Source organism: Microbulbifer donghaiensis (genome assembly GCF_900129095.1).
Classification (GTDB): Bacteria; Pseudomonadota; Gammaproteobacteria; order Pseudomonadales; family Cellvibrionaceae; genus Microbulbifer; species Microbulbifer donghaiensis.
Window position 1 is genome coordinate 509,675 of sequence record NZ_FQVA01000001.1, and the last position, 19,956, is coordinate 529,630.

Annotated in this window: 16 protein-coding genes; 8 read left to right on the forward strand and 8 right to left on the reverse strand. The window is 60.9% G+C overall.

What is annotated here, in order from left to right; translation table 11 throughout:
- Positions 1-75 precede the first annotated feature (75 nt).
- The 4 genes from BUC36_RS02130 to asnS all read left to right on the forward strand — a co-directional run bounded on the left by BUC36_RS02130 (position 76) and on the right by asnS (position 4,621).
- On the forward strand, positions 76-291 hold the full coding sequence (locus BUC36_RS02130) for a DUF2970 domain-containing protein (protein WP_073270975.1): 216 nt from the start codon (positions 76-78) through the stop codon (positions 289-291).
- Positions 292-803: 512 nt separating this feature from the next.
- On the forward strand, positions 804-2,465 hold the full coding sequence (locus BUC36_RS02135; RefSeq protein ID WP_073270977.1) for a nitrite/sulfite reductase: 1,662 nt from the start codon (positions 804-806) through the stop codon (positions 2,463-2,465).
- Positions 2,449-3,000: a DUF934 domain-containing protein gene (locus BUC36_RS02140; RefSeq protein ID WP_073270979.1), complete on the forward strand. Its 552-nt coding sequence runs from the start codon at positions 2,449-2,451 to the stop codon at positions 2,998-3,000. The genes BUC36_RS02135 and BUC36_RS02140 overlap by 17 nt, the downstream gene beginning before the upstream one ends.
- A 214-nt stretch (positions 3,001-3,214) precedes the next feature.
- The gene (gene asnS / locus BUC36_RS02145) at positions 3,215-4,621 is read left to right on the forward strand and encodes an asparagine--tRNA ligase (protein WP_143186857.1); all 1,407 of its coding nucleotides are present in this window, start codon (positions 3,215-3,217) and stop codon (positions 4,619-4,621) included.
- Positions 4,622-4,923: 302 nt separating this feature from the next.
- On the opposite strand, the gene BUC36_RS02150 is transcribed toward asnS, so the two are convergent.
- The 4 genes from BUC36_RS02150 to BUC36_RS02165 all read right to left on the reverse strand — a co-directional run bounded on the left by BUC36_RS02150 (position 4,924) and on the right by BUC36_RS02165 (position 8,746).
- Positions 4,924-5,517: a rod shape-determining protein gene (locus tag BUC36_RS02150; RefSeq protein ID WP_073270981.1), complete on the reverse strand. Its 594-nt coding sequence runs from the start codon at positions 5,515-5,517 to the stop codon at positions 4,924-4,926.
- A gap of 32 nt (positions 5,518-5,549) precedes the next feature.
- The gene (locus tag BUC36_RS02155) at positions 5,550-5,915 is read right to left on the reverse strand and encodes a VOC family protein (RefSeq protein WP_073270983.1); all 366 of its coding nucleotides are present in this window, start codon (positions 5,913-5,915) and stop codon (positions 5,550-5,552) included.
- 52 nt (positions 5,916-5,967) lie between these two features.
- Entirely contained in the window at positions 5,968-7,434 is a 1,467-nt protein-coding gene (locus tag BUC36_RS02160; protein WP_073270986.1) for an amidohydrolase family protein, read from the reverse strand.
- Positions 7,435-7,522: 88 nt separating this feature from the next.
- Positions 7,523-8,746 carry a CaiB/BaiF CoA transferase family protein gene (locus BUC36_RS02165; RefSeq protein WP_073270988.1) on the reverse strand — a complete coding sequence of 408 codons (1,224 nt, stop codon included), beginning with the start codon at positions 8,744-8,746 and terminating at the stop codon, positions 7,523-7,525.
- 147 nt (positions 8,747-8,893) lie between these two features.
- On the opposite strand from BUC36_RS02165, the gene BUC36_RS02170 reads away from it, so the two are divergent.
- On the forward strand, positions 8,894-9,211 hold the full coding sequence (locus BUC36_RS02170) for an Mpo1-like protein (protein ID WP_073270990.1): 318 nt from the start codon (positions 8,894-8,896) through the stop codon (positions 9,209-9,211).
- Here BUC36_RS02170 and BUC36_RS02175 read toward each other — a convergent pair.
- Positions 9,208-10,584 carry a TyrR/PhhR family helix-turn-helix DNA-binding protein gene (locus tag BUC36_RS02175; RefSeq protein WP_073270992.1) on the reverse strand — a complete coding sequence of 459 codons (1,377 nt, stop codon included), beginning with the start codon at positions 10,582-10,584 and terminating at the stop codon, positions 9,208-9,210. The genes BUC36_RS02170 and BUC36_RS02175 overlap by 4 nt on opposite strands.
- Positions 10,585-10,828: 244 nt before the next feature.
- Between BUC36_RS02175 and phhA the strand changes: the two genes are divergently transcribed.
- From phhA to BUC36_RS02190, 3 genes are all read left to right on the forward strand, one after another.
- Positions 10,829-11,632: a phenylalanine 4-monooxygenase gene (gene phhA, locus BUC36_RS02180; RefSeq protein ID WP_073270994.1), complete on the forward strand. Its 804-nt coding sequence runs from the start codon at positions 10,829-10,831 to the stop codon at positions 11,630-11,632.
- A 298-nt stretch (positions 11,633-11,930) separates the two neighbouring features.
- Positions 11,931-12,404: an Lrp/AsnC family transcriptional regulator gene (locus tag BUC36_RS02185; protein ID WP_073270997.1), complete on the forward strand. Its 474-nt coding sequence runs from the start codon at positions 11,931-11,933 to the stop codon at positions 12,402-12,404.
- Between the two features lie 89 nt (positions 12,405-12,493).
- Positions 12,494-13,663, forward strand: coding sequence for a cation:proton antiporter domain-containing protein (locus tag BUC36_RS02190; RefSeq protein WP_073270999.1), 1,170 nt, complete (start codon positions 12,494-12,496; stop codon positions 13,661-13,663).
- 145 nt (positions 13,664-13,808) lie between these two features.
- On the opposite strand, the gene BUC36_RS02195 is transcribed toward BUC36_RS02190, so the two are convergent.
- Genes BUC36_RS02195 through BUC36_RS02205 form a run of 3 tightly spaced genes read right to left on the reverse strand, consistent with a single transcriptional unit; the run spans position 13,809 to position 19,602 of the window.
- Positions 13,809-16,946, reverse strand: coding sequence for an efflux RND transporter permease subunit (locus BUC36_RS02195; RefSeq protein ID WP_073271001.1), 3,138 nt, complete (start codon positions 16,944-16,946; stop codon positions 13,809-13,811).
- Positions 16,943-18,187 (reverse strand): efflux RND transporter periplasmic adaptor subunit, encoded by a 1,245-nt coding sequence (locus BUC36_RS02200; RefSeq protein WP_084535497.1) that lies wholly within the window; start codon positions 18,185-18,187, stop codon positions 16,943-16,945. The genes BUC36_RS02195 and BUC36_RS02200 overlap by 4 nt, the downstream gene beginning before the upstream one ends.
- Positions 18,187-19,602 carry an efflux transporter outer membrane subunit gene (locus BUC36_RS02205; protein ID WP_234994864.1) on the reverse strand — a complete coding sequence of 472 codons (1,416 nt, stop codon included), beginning with the start codon at positions 19,600-19,602 and terminating at the stop codon, positions 18,187-18,189. The genes BUC36_RS02200 and BUC36_RS02205 overlap by 1 nt, the downstream gene beginning before the upstream one ends.
- Between the last annotated feature and the right edge of the window lie 354 nt (positions 19,603-19,956).

A 19,956-nucleotide genomic window follows, 5' to 3' on the forward strand; every position in this document is an offset into this window, starting at 1 on the left:
TGCAGGCGAATAAGGCCTAGCTCCGGAGCCTTTCGCCTGCAAGCAGGCTCCTACAAAGCGGAAGTGAGAGTCCACATGACGGAAAAAGAACAGCCCCAAAAACCCTCTTTCGGCCAGGTGGTGCTGAGCACCCTGGCCGCCGCCATCGGTGTGCAGAGCAACAGGAACCGGGAGCGGGACTTCCAGGGCGGCAGTATCAAGACCTATATCGCCGCCGGCGTGATCTTTACCACCCTGTTCGTGCTGACGCTGGTACTGGTCGTGAAAACGGTACTGGGCAATATGGGTTGATCGCTATTTGCGTCGGCGCGCCAACAACAGGCGCAGCCCGGATACACCTGAACACCCAAAGTGTGGCGGAAAAACGATTCTGAAAAGGGGGAGTCCCGCCCGGTACCGCTCAGCTCCGGGTCCGGGGTAAATTACTGAGTGGCTACCCAGTAAATGCAGGTCACAACAAAAATGGCCACCAGAGCCACCGCGGCAAATGCATCCGCCGCGTTGTCGTCTTTATTGGATACAACTACTTCTTCACTCATCGAAATACTCCGATTGCTCATTATTGTTATTCAAAGTAGATGGACCGTGCGGAACGGCAAGTCAAGTAGAGCAAATCCGGATCTGTGGCGCAAGCGACGCCCTCTCAGCAATTTCCCCGACTTATAACCAATAGTTACAGCTATAGCGAAAAATATTGTTATTTTTTGCATAAGGCCGCTGGTATGTTAGGCGCCACCGGAGACTTTGCGGAGCCCTGCCCTGTCTCCTCGATCAGCGCAAAAAGGCAATGGAATCAAGCTGTTATGTATCGATATGACGACCGGGACCGCGCCATCATTTCCGATCGCGTTGCCCAGTATCGCGGCCAGACCGAACGCTACCTGGCCGGAGAACTGAGCGAAGAACAATTTCTGCCGTTGCGCCTGCAGAACGGCCTCTACATTCAGCGGCTGGCGCCGATGCTGCGCATTGCCGTGCCCTACGGACTGCTGAACAGCACCCAGCTGCGGCGCCTGGCGCGTATCAGCCGCGACTACGACAAGGGTTACGCCCACTTCACCACCCGCCAGAACCTGCAGTTCAACTGGCCACAGCTGGAAGACGTGCCCGATATCCTGGCCGAGCTGGCCGAAGTGGAAATGCATTCGGTCCAGACCAGCGGCAACTGTATCCGCAATACCACTTCGGATCCCTATGCCGGTATCGCCCGCGACGAGATCGCCGACCCGCGCCCCTACTGCGAACTGATCCGCCAGTGGTCTACCTTCCACCCTGAATTTGCCTTCCTGCCGCGCAAGTTCAAGATCGCCGTCAGCGGCTCCGAACAGGATCGCGCCGCCATCCGCCTGCACGATATCGGCGTGCAGATTGTGCAGCGCGGAGAACAAATCGGCTTCCAGGTTCTGGTCGGCGGCGGCCAGGGCCGCACGCCGGTCATCGCCGAGCAGATCCGCGAGTTTCTGCCGGAGGAAGACCTGCTGTCTTATCTGGAAGCGATCGTCCGCGTCTACAACCAGCTGGGCAGGCGCGATAACAAGTACAAGGCGCGCATCAAGATTCTGGTGAAGGCGCTCGGCGCCGAGGAATTTGGCCGCCGCGTGGAGCGGGAGTGGGAGCAGATCAAGGATGGTGTCGACCGTCTGACTCCGGAGGCACTGGCCTGGGCTAAAGGCTTCTTCACCGAACCCGCTTACCAGGCCTTTGACGGCACTGCCAGCGATGCCGCGCTGCAGGCCCAGGCCGAGAGTGACAAGGCGTTTAGCCGCTGGCTGGAGCGCAACAGCTTCCCGCACCGGGTGCCGGGCTACCGCGCCATCAAGCTGTCCACCAAACCCACCGGTGTGCCGCCGGGGGATGTCACCGACCGCCAGCTGGAAGCCATTGCCGACCTGGCCGACGAATTCAGCTTCGGTGAGGCGCGGGTCACGCACGACCAGAACGCGGTGCTGGCGGATGTGCAACAGGACCGCCTGCTCGAACTCTGGCAGGCCGCGCGCAAACACGGCTTCGCGACACCCAATATCGGCACCCTGACCGATATGATCTGCTGCCCCGGCGGCGACTACTGCTCGCTGGCCAACGCCAAGTCCATACCGGTGGCGGAAGCCATCCAGCGCAAATTCGACGACCTGGATTACCTCTACGATCTCGGCGACCTGAACCTGAATATCTCCGGCTGCATGAACGCCTGCGGCCACCACCATGTCGGCCATATCGGCATTCTCGGCGTGGACAAGAAAGGCGAAGAGTTCTATCAGGTGCAGCTGGGCGGCAGTTCCTCGGAAAATGCCAGTTTGGCCAAGGTGCTGGGGCCCAGCTTCTCGCGCGCGGAAGTCCCCGAGGTGATAGGCAAGATCCTCGATATTTACGTTAGCCAGCGTCAGCCGGAAGAACTCTTTATCGATACCTACAACCGCATCGGCCTGCAGCCCTTCAAGGAGAGCGTCTATGCCAAAGCCAGCTAACTCACCGCAACCGGAGAACCCTGCCCAGGTAATCATCGACGGCGCGGTAATAGAGAACGCCTGGCGCCTGCTCCCCCAGGCCGACGACGACGTGGAAATTACCGCCGACTCCCTGGCGCCCGGCAACGTGATCCTGCCGTACAAACTGTGGCGCAGCCTGCGCGATGATCTCGCGGAGCGCGCCCACGAAATCGGCGTGTGGCTGGACAGCGACGAGAGTGCCGAGCTGCTCGGCGAAGATGCGAAGTCGCTGCCACTGATCGCGGTGCACTTTCCCGCTTTCGCCGACGGCCGCGGTTTCAGCACCGGCAGGCTGCTGCGGGAACGCTACGGTTTCGAGGGCGAACTGCGTGCGGTGGGTGCCTTTATGCGCGACCAGCTCACCTATCTGCGCCGTTGCGGCTTCAACGCGTACGCCTACGAGGGCCAGCAGCCCCTGGCGGGCCTGCTGGAATCCCTGCGCGACTTCAGCGACAGCTATCAGGCCGCGCTGGATCAACCGCTGCCACTATTCCGCCGCCGCGGGCTCGCTTAACACACCAAGACTTTCACACCCATCATTCCTGCGCAGACCGAGACCCGGCCTGCGCAGGGATGTCGCGTCCGTGCAGCTCCCAGCGCCCTTGGGACTGGATTTCCCCCGGCCAAAACGTCAATATGCCCGCCGTAAACGAACGATGGCGAGCCGCTCACTTTTTCGGCAATTGCCGGGCGCCCCGCCCAATGACCAGCGAGAGCTCAGACAAGCGATGACAGTAAAAGTCGAATCCGTAGACAGCCTATTGAAATCCAGCGGCCGCGAGGGCGACAAGACCCGCGTACAGGGCTGGATCCGCACCCGCCGCGATTCCAAAGCCGGCCTGTCCTTCCTGGCCGTGCACGATGGCAGCAGTTTTGACCCCATCCAGGTGGTGGTCGAGGCCGGCCTGCACAACTACCAGTCGGAAGTGCTGCGCCTGACCACCGGCTGCGCCGTGGATATCGAGGGCACCATCAAGGCGTCCGAGGGCAAGGGCCAGGCCATCGAGCTGCTGGCCAGTGAAGTGCATGTGCTCGGCTGGGTCGAGGACCCTGACACCTACCCGATGTCACCCAAGCGCCACACGATGGAACACCTGCGCGAGCACGCCCACCTGCGCCCGCGCACCAATGTCAGCGGCGCCGTGGCCCGCGTGCGCAACTGCATCGCCCAGGCGCTGCACCGCTTCTTCCACGAACAGGGCTTCAACTGGGTGCACACGCCGATCCTCACCGCTTCCGACTGCGAGGGCGCCGGCGAGATGTTCCGCGTCAGCACCCTCGACCTGGAAAACCTGCCGCGCACCGACAAGGGCGACATCGACTTCAGCAAGGACTTCTTCGGCGAGGAGAGCTTCCTGACCGTGTCCGGCCAGTTGAACGTGGAGAGCTATTGCCTGGCGCTGTCGAAGGTATACACCTTCGGCCCGACCTTCCGTGCGGAAAACTCCAATACCACCCGCCACCTGGCGGAGTTCTGGATGGTGGAACCGGAAGTGGCCTTCGCGGACCTGGCGGATATCGCCGACCTGTCCGAACAGATGCTGAAATACGTATTCAAGGCGGTACTGGAAGAGCGCCCCGATGATATGGCCTTCTTCGCCCAGCGCATCGACAAGGACGCCATCAGCCGGCTGGAAAACATCATCGACAATGACTTCGCGCGCATCAACTACTGCGAGGCTATTGAGATCCTGGAAAACTGCAAGGAGAAGTTCGAGTTCCCGGTGTCCTGGGGCATCGACCTGGCCTCCGAGCACGAGCGCTACCTGGCCGAACAGCACTTCAAGAAGCCGGTAATCGTCATGAATTACCCGAAGGACATCAAGGCCTTCTACATGCGCATGAACGACGATGGCAAGACCGTGGCAGCGATGGACGTGCTGGCGCCGGGCATCGGCGAGATTATCGGCGGCTCCCAGCGCGAAGAGCGCCTGGAGAAGCTGGACGAGCGCATGGACGAGATGCACATCCCGAAGGAACACCTGGACTGGTACCGCGACCTGCGCCGCTACGGCACAGTGCCGCACGCCGGCTTCGGCCTGGGCTTTGACCGTATCGTGGCCTACGTGACGGGCATGGGCAATATTCGCGATGTGATTCCCTTCCCGCGCACACCGAAGAACATCGCCTTCTAAAAATAAGCCCCGCGCCGCGGGGCTCAGACTACTGATAAACCAGCAATCCGTTCTGAGCTGGTGCGGTGGCGGCCAAGCACTAGGACGAGTATTTCGAAACGCTGTGAATACATCCCTGTAAGCTCCGGCGGCGACGGTCCGGCCGCTCTAGGTATTCGCGGCGCCTTCGGCCCTGTCGCCGACGGTTCGAAACACTCGTCCTGGCACTTTGCCTTAACTTTTGACTGCATTACTTTGTCAGCAACCTGAGCCCGCACCGCGGGGCTTTTTATTTTCCGCAGCGTCCGCCTGCCGCGCAAAACCTAACTGCCGCCAAATACGGCCATCAGCGCGATCAACACAACCCACAGCAAAATCAGGTACCACTGCACCGCCTGATTACCGGAATTCTTGGAAGCTTTCTGTTGCGGCTGGATCTTGGCTTTCACCTTGGCGTAATCGAAGGTATGCCGGGTCAGTTCCTCCCCCTGATAGACCTGCACCTCCCGCGCACCAGCACCGAGCGCCAGTTCCTTGAAAGCCCGCACCTCGACGTCTGTCAGCCCGCCCTGGGTTTTCTCCATCGGCTGCAGTACAACGATCGGCGAAGGCGTGAAAAGTGTTTGGTCGGTGAGCTTCTTAAAAATGTGTTGCAACAGCTTTTCGCCGGCAGTGAAATCGCGCAGCAAGGAACGCGGGTGGGAGAAAGGGTTGATCACTTCGATATTTTTGCCGGCTACCGAGGAAGCGCGATTGCCAACCGCGACGACAATGCGCCGCCTGTTGCGCTGCTCTATGGCAACCAGCGGAGATTCATCGAAAATTTTACCATTCTCGATATTGGTCACCCTGATGCGCTTCTCCCAGATCTGCACATACAGTGTGGTCCCCAGCTGACCGACGAGTTTATTGAGCACGCCAAGCTCCCTGCCCGGTTATCTCCAAAAAACTACTGGCTCGAATTGACTTCAATCCCCGTACCGGCAGGATCCGTGAAAAATACCTGGCGCAGGTCACCGCCGGGTACATGTGTCTTGGTATAGCTAACACCCAGTGATTCCAGCTCGTCGACCACGGCCTGGAGGTTCTCCGTGTGGAAAGCGGTGTGGTCGAGATAGCTGGGCGCTTCTGTCGCAAAGCGCACATTGCTTTCCACCAGGTGTACCAGCGGCCGCTCGCCCGCGTAGAGCCAGAATCCGCGGCGCGCGAAGTCCGGCCGGAAACCTTCCTGCAATCCGAGTACGGCACAATAGAAGTCCCGTACCTCCAGCAACAGCTCCATCGGCGCGCTGATATTGATGTGATCCAGCCGCATGGGATGCACTCCAGTAGCTATTAGCTATTAGCTATTACTTTGGTCTGTTACCTTATCGGCCCGCCGCTTCGCGGGACGAATCCAATTTCGCCCGGGCCTGCGCCGCCTGCTCCAGCATGGAATCCAGCTTCGGCCGCCGATACAGCGTGCCACCAGAAATGACGCTGTCGATATCCTGCGTCGCCCGTATATCTTCGAGCGGGTTTCGGGTCAGGACCACCAGATCGGCGCGTTTGCCCTCCGCAATACTGCCGTAATCGCGCCACTGCCCCATAAACCTGGCGCCGTTTACCGTGGCGGCCTGCAAGGCCTGCAGTGGACTCAGCCCGGCCTCCTGAAACAATACCAGCTCGGTGTGCAGCGCCTCGGCGGGATAAACATAGGTGTTCAACGCCGCCGAGTCGCTCCCTGCCAGCAGCACGACACCGGCGTCAGCCAACAGTGGCAACTGGCTGGCAATCAGCTGGTAGCGTGCCTTGCGGGCCTCGCGTTCCTTGTCGCCCTCGCCCGCCATGCGATCGATACGCCACTGGTATTTGCTCATGAACCTCTGGGTCAGGTAGCGCTGGAAAGCATCGTCGCTGTGGTCCGTTTCCGCGAGATAGGCCAGCTGCCGGCCGCCAATCAGTGTCGGCGTGACGGCGACACCTTTTTGCGCCAGCATCCGGTAACCCTCGATCGCTTGCCGTTGATCAAAGCCCGCGCGGTAGCGCTCTGCTGCCACCTCTTTCGACAATTCGCCCGCACGCACTGCTTTGGCAATGGCCGCCTCGTCGGCATTGCCCAGGCGCAGTACATAGGATGCGTGCTCGATACTCGACAGGCCGGCATCTGCCAGTTCACCGATACTCACGCCATAGGGTACGTGTGTGGACACGAGATGCCCGCGGTGGTTCGCCTCGGCGACAGTGTCGATGAACAGCTGCGGATCCATGGTGTTTTCGGTGATCTTGATGAAATCAACGTTCATCTTTTCCAGCTTGTCCATACCCGCCAGCATAGACGCGCGGTCACCGACTTCGAGATCGCCTTTCCAGATAGAGTCTATGCCCTCAAACTTTTGCCCGGCGGTGAAAATGCGCGGACCGAGCCGCTTGCGCTCCGCCACTTCCGTGCGCCAGTTCAGGACCTCCGGCGCCAGGTCACTGGCCGCATCGCGCACTGCGGTGATGCCGTACGCCAGATACACCGGAAACAGCAGCGCGTTGTCTTCGATCAGGTCCCGACCTTCAAAGTGGACATGCATGTCCCACAGGCCCGGTATCAGGTAGTTGCCCCCCAGGTCCACGACCTCCTTTGCGGCGACCTCTGCCTGTTGCGCCGCCGGCAAAATTGCCGCAATTCTGTTGCCTTCAATCAGCAGCAGTTGTCCGTCGCGCACCTGCCCCGATTCCACGTCCACCAGCCGGAAATTTTTCAGCAGCAGGTCGTAATCCCGCTGCGGGCCATCGGCAGCCAGGGAAAGAGAGGCAAGAAAGCCGGTAACAACAAAAACAAACTGGAAAAGGTTGCGAAGCATAAATTCCCTCAATTCTTAAACCGGGCCCATGTAACCGGGCCTCTCGTTATTCGACACCACCACTCTGACAGCCGAGCCTGGAACTGTTTCAGACAACGCCCTTACCCTGCAGCGCCTCGATTTCCTCATCGTTCTTGCCCAGCAGGTTTCGCAATACCTCTTCGGTGTGTTGGCCCAGTACGGGAGGACCCTGCTCATAGTCGAGCTGGGTCCTGGAGAATACCACCGGGTTGCGCACCGTCTTTACCTTGCCAGCGGTCGGGTGCGCCTGTTCCAGCACCATGCCCCGGGCCTGAACTTGAGGGTCCGCAAACACTTGATCGAGGGTATTGATCGGGCCGCAGGGCACGTGGGCATCGCTGAGTTTTTCCAGCCACCAGTCGGAATCCCGTTGGCGTGTTGCCGCCTCGATTTGCGGGACCAGCTGCTCCCGTGCCTGTACCCGCGCGGCATTGGTTGCATAGGCCGGGTTTTCGGCGATTTGCTCGATGCCGGCGATATGGCAGAAGCGTTTGAATTGCTCGTCATTGCCGACTGCGAGCATAAAGTAACCGTCGCGGGAGGGTACCGCCTGGTAGGGCACGATGTTCGGATGGCCAGTGCCCTGGCGCACAGGGGCCTTACCGGAAGTGAGATAGTTCTGTGCCTGGTTGGCGAGCCAGGCCACCTGGGTGTCCAGCAGTGCCAGGTCGATATGCTGGCCGTCGCCGCTTTGCTGGCGATGGATGACCGCCGCCAGCACCGCCGATACGGCGTACATGCCGGTCATCAGGTCGGCGACGGCAACACCGACCTTCTGCGGGCCGGCACCGGGCAGGCCTTCCGGCACGCCGGTAATACTCATCAGCCCACCCATGCCCTGAATCATCGCATCGTAACCGGCGCGATTCTTGTAGGGGCCGGTCTGCCCGAAGCCGGTGATGGAACAATAGATAATGCCGGGGTTGATCGCCCTGATGGAGTCGTAATCCAGGCCGTATTTTTTGAGCCCACCCACCTTGTAGTTTTCCAGCAGAATATCGCACTGCGCCGCCAGCTCTTTTAACAGCTGCTGCCCCTCTTCCGTGGTGATATCCACGGTGACGGATTTCTTGCCCCGGTTGGCGCTGAGGTAATAGGCGGCATCGGCGGTATCCGCGCCCTGCTCGTCCTTCAGGTAGGGAGGCCCCCAGTGGCGGGTATCGTCACCGCGCTCGGGACGTTCGATCTTGATCACCTCGGCACCGAAATCGGCAAACACCTGACTGGCCCAGGGGCCGGCCAGAATTCGGCTGAGATCGAGTACCTTCAAATGCGCGAGCGGACCTGCCATAACTTCCTCGTCTTGGTCTTGTGCGGGTTGAAGCCCCGGGCAAATTTTGCGGCAGACTATCAGATTTGACCGGTCGGTGCTCGACTTGGACACAATAGAAAATGCCCGTACACTGACGCCAATATTAGAAGAATAAGGAGCTGCGGAATGACCGCCGCACAGACAAAAAAGTTTGCGTCCTTTAGCGACTTTTACCCCTACTACCTGGAAGAGCACCGCAACCTGACCTGCCGCCGGCTGCACTTTGTCGGCACCACCATCGTTATCGCACTGGTTGTCTCAGCCATTGTGACGGGCAAGCTGCTGTTAATGGCTGCCGTGCCTGTGGCGGGCTACGGTTTTGCCTGGGTCGGCCACTTCTTTTTCGAGCACAACCGGCCTGCCACCTTCAAACATCCCTTCTACAGCCTGTTGGGGGACTTCGTCATGTTCAAGGACATGCTGATTGGCCGCATCGATCGCTAACCCTTGGGCTTTGCCAGGCCAAACTTGCGCAGCTTGTTAGCCACCGCGGTATGGGAGATACCGAGGCGCTTGGCCAGCTCCCGGGTTGAGAGTTGTTCGGCGACCAGATCGCCGAGCAGTGCCCGCTCCAAGCGTTCCATCATTTCCCGATAAGTCAGACCGCGCCCCCACTCCTGCCAGGGCAATCGCGGCTGCACCGCCAAATCCGGCAGGTCGCCCACCTCGACGGTGTCACCATCGCGCGCCAGACAGCGACCGGCCGCTGCCACCAGATAGTCACGCAGCCCGTTGAAATTATCCGGCCAGTCGTGCCGTTTTAATATCGCCAGCGTTTCTTCACTCAGGTTCAGTGGTCTGGCCTGCGGCGTCTCCTGCCGCAGCATGGCCAGCGTGAAGCGCGACAGCGCCGGGCGCATAGTGCGCAGCGGCGGCAGTGTAATCGCGAGTGACGAAAACAGCTGTGCCAGGGCCGGTTCGAGTTTTTCGGCACTGCTACAGGTAGCGATGGGGCGCAGCTCCGGCGGCAGATCGCGCAATTGCCGCAACAGCGCGAGTTGCGCCGTCGCGGACAAGCGGTGCAGATCCTCGAGGATCAGCGTGCCGGCACCGCGCACATGGGCCGGCACTTGTAGCTGCCCGTCGCGCGGCAACAGGCGGTGACAATCGCCTGCGGCCGCGACCGGCGACAGGTGGTGGAGCGCCGCGGCAAAGGTGCTCTTGCCAACACCGCGCTCTCCGGCAATTAACAGTGGCGATCCCAAGCCGGCCAGCTCTTGCAGCCGCAGACAGCTCTCGCGGCGCCGATCGAAATCCCACAGTGCCACCAAACGCGGCAACTCTGCGGCATACTGATCCATCTCCGACGGCTGCAGCGTCAGCACGGCGCCAGCCAGGGAATCCACCGCCCCGGGGCTCTCTTCTACCGGAATCGGCGACCACTCCATGCGAAAGGCGCGGCCACGCACGCGCACCGGCAGGCCGTAACGGGGCACGGTAAAGTCTCGCAACAGCTCCGCCACCTGCATCAATGGCAGGAAGCGCTGCAGCTGCAGCCCCGGCACCCTGTCCAGACTGACGCCAAACGCGCGCGCAGCGGCCAGGTTCGCCGCTATCACGCGCCCTTCGCGATCCACCGACAGCACCGGATCGGCCACATGGCGTAATAGCGTGTCCAGTTCAAAGTGCCGTCTTTCCGACGGGATCAGCGCTATGCGTCGCACCCGCTGTACTCCCGGCACCTTCAGCAGGGACTTCTCGATGGCCTGATACTGTGTAGCCAGCATGTTCGGCGCCGACAGATAGACTTTGTCACCACTGTCGCCGCCGAGCTCCCCGGATGTCACATTTATCCGGTATTCACCAAAAATCTGCATGATTTCATGCAAAATGCCGACACGGTTAGCACAAGTTATCTCTACTCTCATCGATCATCTGTAAAGAATTATTTACAGAAAGTGTATCGCCGGCACACGCGCTACCGCAAGAGTGCGCATAACGCCCTCCCTTATCGCCGCCGCACTGACTAAAAATACGGGAGAGATAACAACAAAACAGAGCGGTAGACCGGCACCGCCCCTGGCGGGCAACTCGCTGCGCAACCGCAGGAGCAACTGAGTCATGAAAAAAGACGCGAAGAAACCCAGTAAATACGTGGCACGCCAGCCTGACGAGCAGGGTTTCATCCACTACTCCGAAATCGAGCACCAGACCTGGCAGCGCCTGATCGAGCGTCAGCTGCAGGTGGTTCCGGGGCGCGCCTGCGACGAATACCTGCACGGGCTGGAGCTGCTCGACCTGCCCCGTGATCGCGTCCCGCAGCTGGAAGAGATCAGCAGCGTACTGCGCCGCGAGACCGGCTGGGAAGTCGCGCGGGTACCGGCGCTGATCGGCTTCGAGACCTTCTTCGGCCTGCTCGCCGATCGCAAGTTTCCGGTGGCCACCTTTATCCGCACGCCAGAGGAGTTCGACTACCTGCAGGAACCGGATATTTTCCACGAGATCTTCGGCCACTGCGCCATGCTGACCAACCCGGCATTCGCCAACTTTACGCAGAAGTACGGCCAACTCGGCCTGAATGCGACGCCGAAAGAGCGCGCCTATCTGGCCCGCCTCTACTGGTTCACCGTGGAGTTCGGCCTCCTCAATACCAAAGACGGCCTGCGTATCTACGGTGGCGGCATACTGTCATCCCCGAAGGAGACCCTCTACGCCCTCGGCAACGAACCCGAGCGCTACGACTTCGACGTCCTCGATGCGTTGCGCACCCCCTATCGGATCGACATCGTTCAGCCGATCTACTACGTATTGAACGACCTGCAGCAGCTGCAGCAACTGACCGAAATCGACCTGATGGCCAAGGTGCGCGAGGCCATCGAACTGGGCCTGTTCGAGCCGCGCTTTCCGCCGAAAGACGCCGCATAAGGCACGACTGCCGGGCGGGCCAGCGGCCCCGCCCGGAATTCCCGCGGCCCCAATCCCCCCCTTCCCTACCTGCCTCCAATCCCGATACATAGCGAAGGAAATTCCACTACCAGCAGGAACATTCGGAGCCTATCGTTACATCAGTGGGTGAAGTGAGAGCCCAACTATCCCCGCGAGGCGGGTACGGCCACTACACTCAAGGCATAGGACTATCACAAGGGGTAACCGCGCCATTGATGGCGCACAAATCGTCGCTCAGGGATACACGGCCCCGCGGTTTTGGGAGCTTCGTAGAATTATGTCCTCACTCGATGCGATCGATAGACAACTTCTTGCCATCCTGCAAAATGACGTCAGCCTCTCTATCGAGGAACTGGCTGAGCGCGTGGGCCTCACCAAAACCCCCTGCTGGCGCCGGGTGCAGAAGCTGGAAAAAAGCGGCATCATCCGCCGCAAAGTGGCGCTACTGAATGCGGAGATACTGGGCCTGCCGGTATCGGTTTTCGCCCAGGTCAAAACGGACCAGCACACACCGGAATGGGCGGACTCCTTTGCCGCCCATATGGCGGAGCTACCGGAAGTGGTGGACTGCTACCGGATGGCGGGTGACTACGATTACCTGCTGCGCATCGTGGTCGGCGACATCGCCGCCTACGACCGCTTCTACAAGGAGCTGATTCGCCATGTGGGCATCAGCGACATCATTTCGAACTTCGCGCTGGAGCAGATCAAGAGCACCACGGAACTGCCAATTCCCCCCGGCGAACAGTGAAATTGCGGTGAAGGTGCGGGCACAGCTGTTCCGGCTGCGCCCGCATCTATGGATAATGGACCCGGTGCCTCATTACGCAAGGATGTCCAGTGGCAGAAACCTCTCTCTTCCAGTCGTTTTTCCTGATTTTTAGCGGCGCGGCCATCGTTGCCTCACTGGCACTCTTCGGAAGGCAGCCGCTGCTGGTCGCCTATATCGCCCTGGGCCTACTCCTCGGGCCATCGGGGCTGGCAGTTATCGACAATGTGCAGCTGCTGGCGGAAATGTCCAATATCGGCATTATCTTCCTGCTGTTCCTGCTCGGTCTCGACATGCAGCCGCAGGCGCTTCTCTCCGTATTGCGCAAGGCCACCTTCGTCGGGCTGGTAAGCTGCGCGATTTTCCTCGGTCTGGGTTTTGCCATTGGCCAGCTATTCGGTTTTACCAACACCGAATCCTGGGTCATCGGCATGGCGATGATGTTTTCCAGCACCATTATCGGTATCAAGTTACTGCCGACCACGGTTCTGCACCACAAGCACCTGGGTGAGATGATGGTGGGCCTGCTGTTGTTCCAGGATTTCGTCGCGATTACCTGCCTGATGATTCTGCTGTCCGGCAGCACTGGCGAGGTGGATGTGGCGCAGTTGGGGCTGTCCATTGCCGCCCTGCCGCTGTTGGTGTTTTTTGCCTGGGTGGTGGTGAAGTATCTGTTGCTGCCGCTGTTTACCCGCTTCGACCGCTTCCACGAGTACGTCTTCCTGCTAGCACTGGGCTGGTGCATGGGACTGGCGGAGCTGGCGGAAATACTCGGGCTGTCGCGGGAAATCGGCGCCTTTATCGCCGGTATTACCCTGGCGACCAGCCCGATCTCCCAGTACATCGCCCTGAGCCTGAAACCGCTGCGGGATTTCTTCCTGATCCTGTTCTTCTTCAGTCTCGGCGCGCAGTTCAAGTTGTCGATGGTGCCGGAAATTGCCCTGCCCGCGCTGATTACCGCGGCGGCAGTGCTGCTGGTCAAACCGGTAGTATTCCGCTACCTGCTCGGCAATCAGAGTGAACACAAGGTGCTGGCCTGGGATATCGGCTTCCGCCTCGGCCAGATCAGCGAATTCTCGCTGCTGATCGCCTTCCTCGCTTTTAACCAGCAGCTGATTGGCAGCGGTGCTTCGCACCTGATCCAGGCCACGGCTATCCTGACCTTCCTGGTGTCTTCCTACATCGTGGTGATGAATTTCCCCAACCCGATCGCGATCAAGGACGAGCTGCGCAGGGATTGATCGGAATGCGGAATGCGGAATGCGGAATGCGGAATGCGGAATGCGGAATGCGGAATGCGGACAATATTGTAGCCCATCCGGCGTAGGTTGGAGTGAGCGCAGCGATGTGCCCTTTTTTTGATCGGCACGCGGAGCTCAGCGCTACCTACGCCTTGGCGACTTTCCGATTGTTTTTCAGCATGCCGAACAGTCGTGGAATATCCTTGGCAAACATCAGGTACAGACACGGCACCAACAACAGTGAAATTGTGGTCGCCGCGAGGATGCCGTAACCGAGTGAGATCGCCATCGGAATCATAAACCGCGCCTGCACCGAAGTTTCGAAGATCATTGGCATCAGGCCGCAAAACGTTGTCACCGTGGTCAGAATGATCGGGCGGAAGCGCCGTGCCGCCGCCTGCTTGATGGCGTCGGTCAGGTCGGTGCCCCCTTCGCGCAAGCGGTTGCCGTACTCGATCATCACCAGGGTATCGTTGATCACCACCCCCGCCAGTGCCACCATGCCGAGCAGGCTGACCATGCTGAGTCCGTAGCCCATGATCAGGTGCCCCAGCAGCGCGCCGATAACACCGAAGGGTATTGCGACCATCACGGTCAGAGGCTGAATATAGCTTTTCAGCGGAATCGCCAGCAGCAGGTAGAGCGCGGCCATTGTCAGGGAGAAGGTCAGCCCCAGGGATGCCAGCCCCTCGCGCTCTTCGGCCTGGCGCCCCTCATAAGTAACGCTCAAACCGGGAAAGTCGGCCTGCAGTTGCGGCACCACGCTCAGATCGAGTTCGTTGGTCACCAGCGTGGCCTGATCCGGCGGGTCCACATTGGCCGTCACCGTCATGACACGGCGGCCGGCACGGCGGTTGATCGTGGCGTAGGCCCGCCCCTGCTCAACCTCAACCAGATCCGGCAGCGGCAGCCAGAGTCCATTGCCGGCGCGGATCATAATGCTGGATATATCTTCCAGTGTTACCCGCTCCTGCTCGGGCAGGCGCACCATCACCTTGACCTGATCGCGACCGCGCTGCTGGCGCATTGCCTCGGCGCCATAGAGCGATGCGCGCAACTGCCGGCCGATATCCTCCGCGGAAAGCCCGAGACTCTTGGCGGTCTCGGTCAGGGTCAGGTCCAGCTGCTGTTTGCCCAGCGACACACCCGCATCGATATCGCTGACATCGGGGAATTTTTCCAGCTCCGTCGCCAGCTGCTGGGCGGCCTGTTCCAAAATCTGTGTATCGGTATGGCGGAGCTCCACCGTCAGTGCGGCGCCGGCACCCGGGCCGCCGCGGTCGGACACGAAGCTGGAACTGAGGGCGCCCGGAACCGGCCCCACTGCACGGCGCCAATTGCGCACAAAGTCCCCGGTGGAGAAATCGCGCTGGTCCGACGGCACCAGGTAGACATCCACCTGCACCGAATTGTCCCGCACCAGGCCGCGGACACCGAGCACGACGTTTTCCCGATCCACCTCGGCGAGCACCCGATCAGCCGCGCCCATTATCTGCCTGCGCGCCTTCTCCAGCTGCTGCTCGGCAGTGCCTGCGGGAAAGGTGACTTCAACGCGCCCGGTATCCCGTTCGACCTTGGGCATCAGCGTAAAACCCATACGCCCACTGGCAGCGTAACCAGCGACCACCAGCAGGATCGCTATGGCAATCGCGATGGTGCTGTAGCGGTGGCGCACACAGAGATCCAGCAGCGGCTTAAAGCGCACCTCCACGAAGCGGTCGAGACTGCGCGCGACCATTTTCTGTCGCGCCGCGAAGCGCCGCGCCCAGCCATTCTTGTAACCGCGACGCGAGTGGGCCAGATGCGACGGCAGGATAAAAAGCGCTTCCACCCAGGAAATAATAAAAACTGAACCGACCACAAACGGAATAATGCCGAAGATCTTGCCCATGAACCCCGGCAGTTCCATCAGCGGGATAAAGGCGACGATATTGGTCAAGATCGCAAACGTCAGAGGCACCGCCACCTGCCGCGCACCGGCGACGGCCGCCTCCAGGTTGCTGTATCCGAGCCGGCGCCACTCGTGAATATTTTCACCGGCGATAATCGCATCATCGACCACGATACCCAGCGCGATAATAAAGGCGAACATGCTGACCATATTCACCGAAATATCGAGCGCCGGCAGGAACAGCAGTGCGCCGAGGAAGCTGGTGGGGATGCCGAGGGTCACCCAGAATGCCAGGCGCAGCTCCAGAAACGCGCCCAGCACCACAAACACCAGCAGCAGGCCGATAAATCCGTTTTTCAGCAACAACGACAGGCGCTCCTTGAATATCTCCGAATCGTCGTCGCGAATACTGATGTGCACGCCCGGTGGCAAGTTGCCGTCGAGATCGGCCAGCACTTCGCGCGCCGCATCACTGACACTCATCGGCGTCTGGTCGCCGACGCGGAAGATATCGATACCGACCGCCGGCTCACCGTTAAACACCATGTTGCGGGGTTCATCCACCAGCGCATCGCGAATAGTGGCGATATCGCGCAGGTACACGTTGCCGCCGCCGACACCCTGCACCACAACGATATTGCCGAATTCCCTTGCCCAGTCGCGCCGCTCGGTCACTCGCACGAGGATTTCGCCCGCTTCGGACTTCACACCGCCGGCCGGTACATCCACGGCGGCATTGCGCACTAGCTGTGAAACATCCGGCAGCGACAGGCCGTAGCGGCGCAGATCATCGCGCTGGACCTCGATCGCCACTTCAAAGTCGCGCACGCCGGAAGTTTCCAGCTGGGTAATTTCCGGATGCGCCTCCAGCTTGTCGTAGATCTGCATGGCAATATCGCGCAGGGTGCGATCGTCCAGGTTGCCGTGGATCACCAGATCCATCACGTCGCGCTTGCGCTCGGCCAGGCTGACCTGAGGTCGCTCGATATCCGAGGGGAAGGTGGTGACGCGGTCGATCGCCTGCTGCACGTCCTGATAGACCTGGTTTGCGTTGGCGTCCTCGTCCAGTTCCAGCGTCAGGCTGGCACTGCCCTCGGCGGCTGCGCCACGCATTTCCTTAATGCCCACGATCCCCTGCACTGCCTGTTCCGCGGCCACCAGCACGCCGCGCTCGACTTCCTCGGGGCTGGCACCGGGGTAGCTGATCTGTACGCTGACCATGTCCAGGCTGAACTCCGGAAAGACTTCCTTTTTCACCGTCAGCGAAAAAATCAGCCCGCCGACGATGAACACCAGCATCAACAGATTGGCCGTGACATGGTTGTGCGCCATCCAGGCGATCGGGCCCGAACGCGTATCCACAGTCGGCCGGGTTCCGCTACCAGAGCTCATCCGCGCTCTCCTTTTTCCGGCGCTTCAGCCGGATTCTTACCACCCGGTCTGTCACCTCGACCCGGTCGGTCCGGTTTCTCGCCATTGCCGCCGCCCGGCTTCTCCCGGCCGGCAATCTGCACCGGCATGCCTTCGGTTACCGCAGTCAGGCGCGTGGTGACGAGAGTCTCACCGCCGCTGAGGCCAGCCTCCAATACGGCGAAGTCCCCGTTCAGGAAGGCAACTTCTACGGGCCGGATGACAAGGCGGTTGTCCACCACCTGCCACACCCTATTCCCATCCTGGACGGCAGTGAGCGGAACGCGCACGCGTTCGCGCAGTGCCCGACCGGTAATTTCCACCCGCGCGAGATCGTTCAGCAGCAGCTGCGGTTCAGCCGGTTGCTCGATCGACAAGGGATCCGCCAGCTCGACGAGAACCCGCGCGAGCCTGCCCTGCTCCTCCAGCACCGGAATAACACGCACAAATTCACCACGCCGATACTGCCCCTTGGGCCACTGGCTGCCGTGTATGCGCACTTCCGCGTCCGGGCTGTTCAGGCGCTCCAGTTGCGCGGCCGCCACCTCCACTTCGATCTGGAAGCGCTCCGCACCGGCGAGCGTATACAGCACCGTACCCGGCGCCACGCGATCTCCGACATCGACGCTGCGACTGACCAGCAGCGCGGTAAAGGGGGCGCGAATCTGGGTCAGGCGCAGATCCCGCTGCGCCAGGCGAACCTGGGCTTCGGCGGAGTCGACCCGCGCCTTGGCGGCAGCCAACTGGGGCTCCCGCAGAACCAGCGCCAGGTCGGTCTCCGGTAGAGAGCTGCCCAATAATTCATATTCCTCCTGCGCCACCAGGCCCTGGCCCTGTTCCTGCTGCAACTCCGCGCGCCGTTCGGCCAGGGTACTGCGGGCGGTCTGCAGGGCCAGCTGGTAGGGTTCGGATTCGATACGCAGCAGCTGCTGGTTTTTTGCCAGCGTCGAACCCGGGCCAAGATCATAGTCCAGCCACTCGACGATCCCATCTACCTGCGGCTGCAACTCGGCGAGTTCGCGTGCGGTCACCTTGCCCAGCGCACTGACGGTCAGCGGAAACTTGCCGCGTTCGGCGACCACAACCTCGACGCTCGGCGGCGGCGCTTTGCGTTCGCCGCGACTCAGGGTCGGCTTCTCCCGCATCAACCAGTTTGAAACCAGCAGCGCGAGCACTATCAACGCGACCGGTACGACAAAATTCCAGTTGAGTTTTTTCAGCATTAACTTCCCCCCTCCCGGTACAACTCCAGCTCCACCGGCTGCGCCGCCGGAAGGTCTTCATAGGGCAGCCCCCCTGACAGTGCGCGGTAGAGGGCTACGCGGTTCTCAATCAGTTCGCGCCGCGCGCTCAGTATTTCCCGCGCCAGCGATTGCTGTTCATTGGTGGCTGCAAGCACATTGAGAAAATCGAGGCTGCCGCGCGCATAGGCTCGCCGCTGGCGCACCAGAATCAGGTCCGACAGGCGTTCCCGCTCGCGCAGGTGCACCAAGCGGTCTTTCACGGCGCGCTCGCTGATCAGCGCCTGCTCCACTTCGGATAGCGCCTGCATCACGGTGTTGCGATAGAGCGCCCAGCGCTCCTGTAACACAGCCTCCTGCTGGTCCTGCGCCGCCGCCAGCTGCCCACCGTCGAAGATGACGCCCTCCGCGGCCGCAGTGATCGTCAGCAGCCAGTCCTTGGTAATGGCACTGATGGAGCTGCCACCGCCACTGGCGATCGCCGACAGGCTGATAACCGGCAGTCGCTCGGCCCAGGCCTGGTCCGCCAGGTAGTAGCCCTGCAGCAGATCGCGCTGTGCCCGCTGTACGTCGGGACGGCGCAACAGTAACTGGGCCGGCACGCCTGTATCCGGCAGTGCCGGCAGATTCGGCATATCGGCGACCACCTGCAACTGCCCCTCCAGCGCCTGTTCGGCAACGCCGAGCAGTGCCGCGAGCTGCACCTTCAATGTTTCGATATTGAACTCGACCTGCTGCAGCTCCTGTTCAGATTGCTGCACGAGCTGGCGCTGCTGCAACACATCGGCGGCGACGGTAACACCGCGCCCGAAGCGCAACTCCAGCACCCGCAGGGTCTTGCGGTTGGTATCCAGCTGCTGGCGCAGCAGATCCCGCTGGCCCCACTGCTCCCGCAACTGTAGCCAGGCGACGGAAACTTCCGCCGCCAGGCTGAGGGCGGCGGTCTGTAGATTCTGCTCCTCGGCCAGGCGCCCGGCCTCGGCCGCCCGCGCGCCGGCGCGCACCCGACCCCAGAGATCGATTTCATAGCTGGCGGCCAGCCGTCCGCTCCAACTGTTGCCCTCATTCTCGCTGCCGGAAAAATCGAAATCACCCGAAGAGGAGCGGCGCTGTTCGGTATTTTCCAGGCCCGCGGTCAGGCGCGGCCAGAATCCGGAACGCGCGCCTTTTGCTGCGGCCGCCGCCTGCTCCAGACGCCACAAAGTGGCCTGCAGATCGGGGTTGTCGCGCAACGCCAGCTGCACCAGCTGATCCATTTGCGGATCGCTGAAACTGCGCCACCAGCGAATCTCGACCGCGCCGCTGCCGGACGCGCGAAACCGGTCCGGCAACCCCAGGCTCTCCTGCGCCAGATCCGGTGGCAGGGTCTGGCTCGCGCAGGCGCTCAACAGTGGCAAACAAATGGCTACAAGACGGAAAAAACGCAAGGAAATATCACCAAAGTCTCTGATTTAGCGTCAAGTTGGAAAATTATTGCGCCTATTATGGAATCCGTATTTGGACCTGCAAGGCAATTTACGGTTGTTTACGCTAAAAGCGGGAACCGGGAGGAAATTTTGCCTCCGGCGGGAGTGCTCCGACGCCCCTACTTAGGTATGATGCGCCACACTAAACTGATCGGTCACAGGGTACTGTCGCGAGGATCACCGGCGGCACCACTCCAGAAGCTGATCCGGGCCGCGCAATCGGCGCCGCCCGCACAATCGGACCGGCTGGACACGCCGGTTGAGATCAATAACGGAAGTAGACGA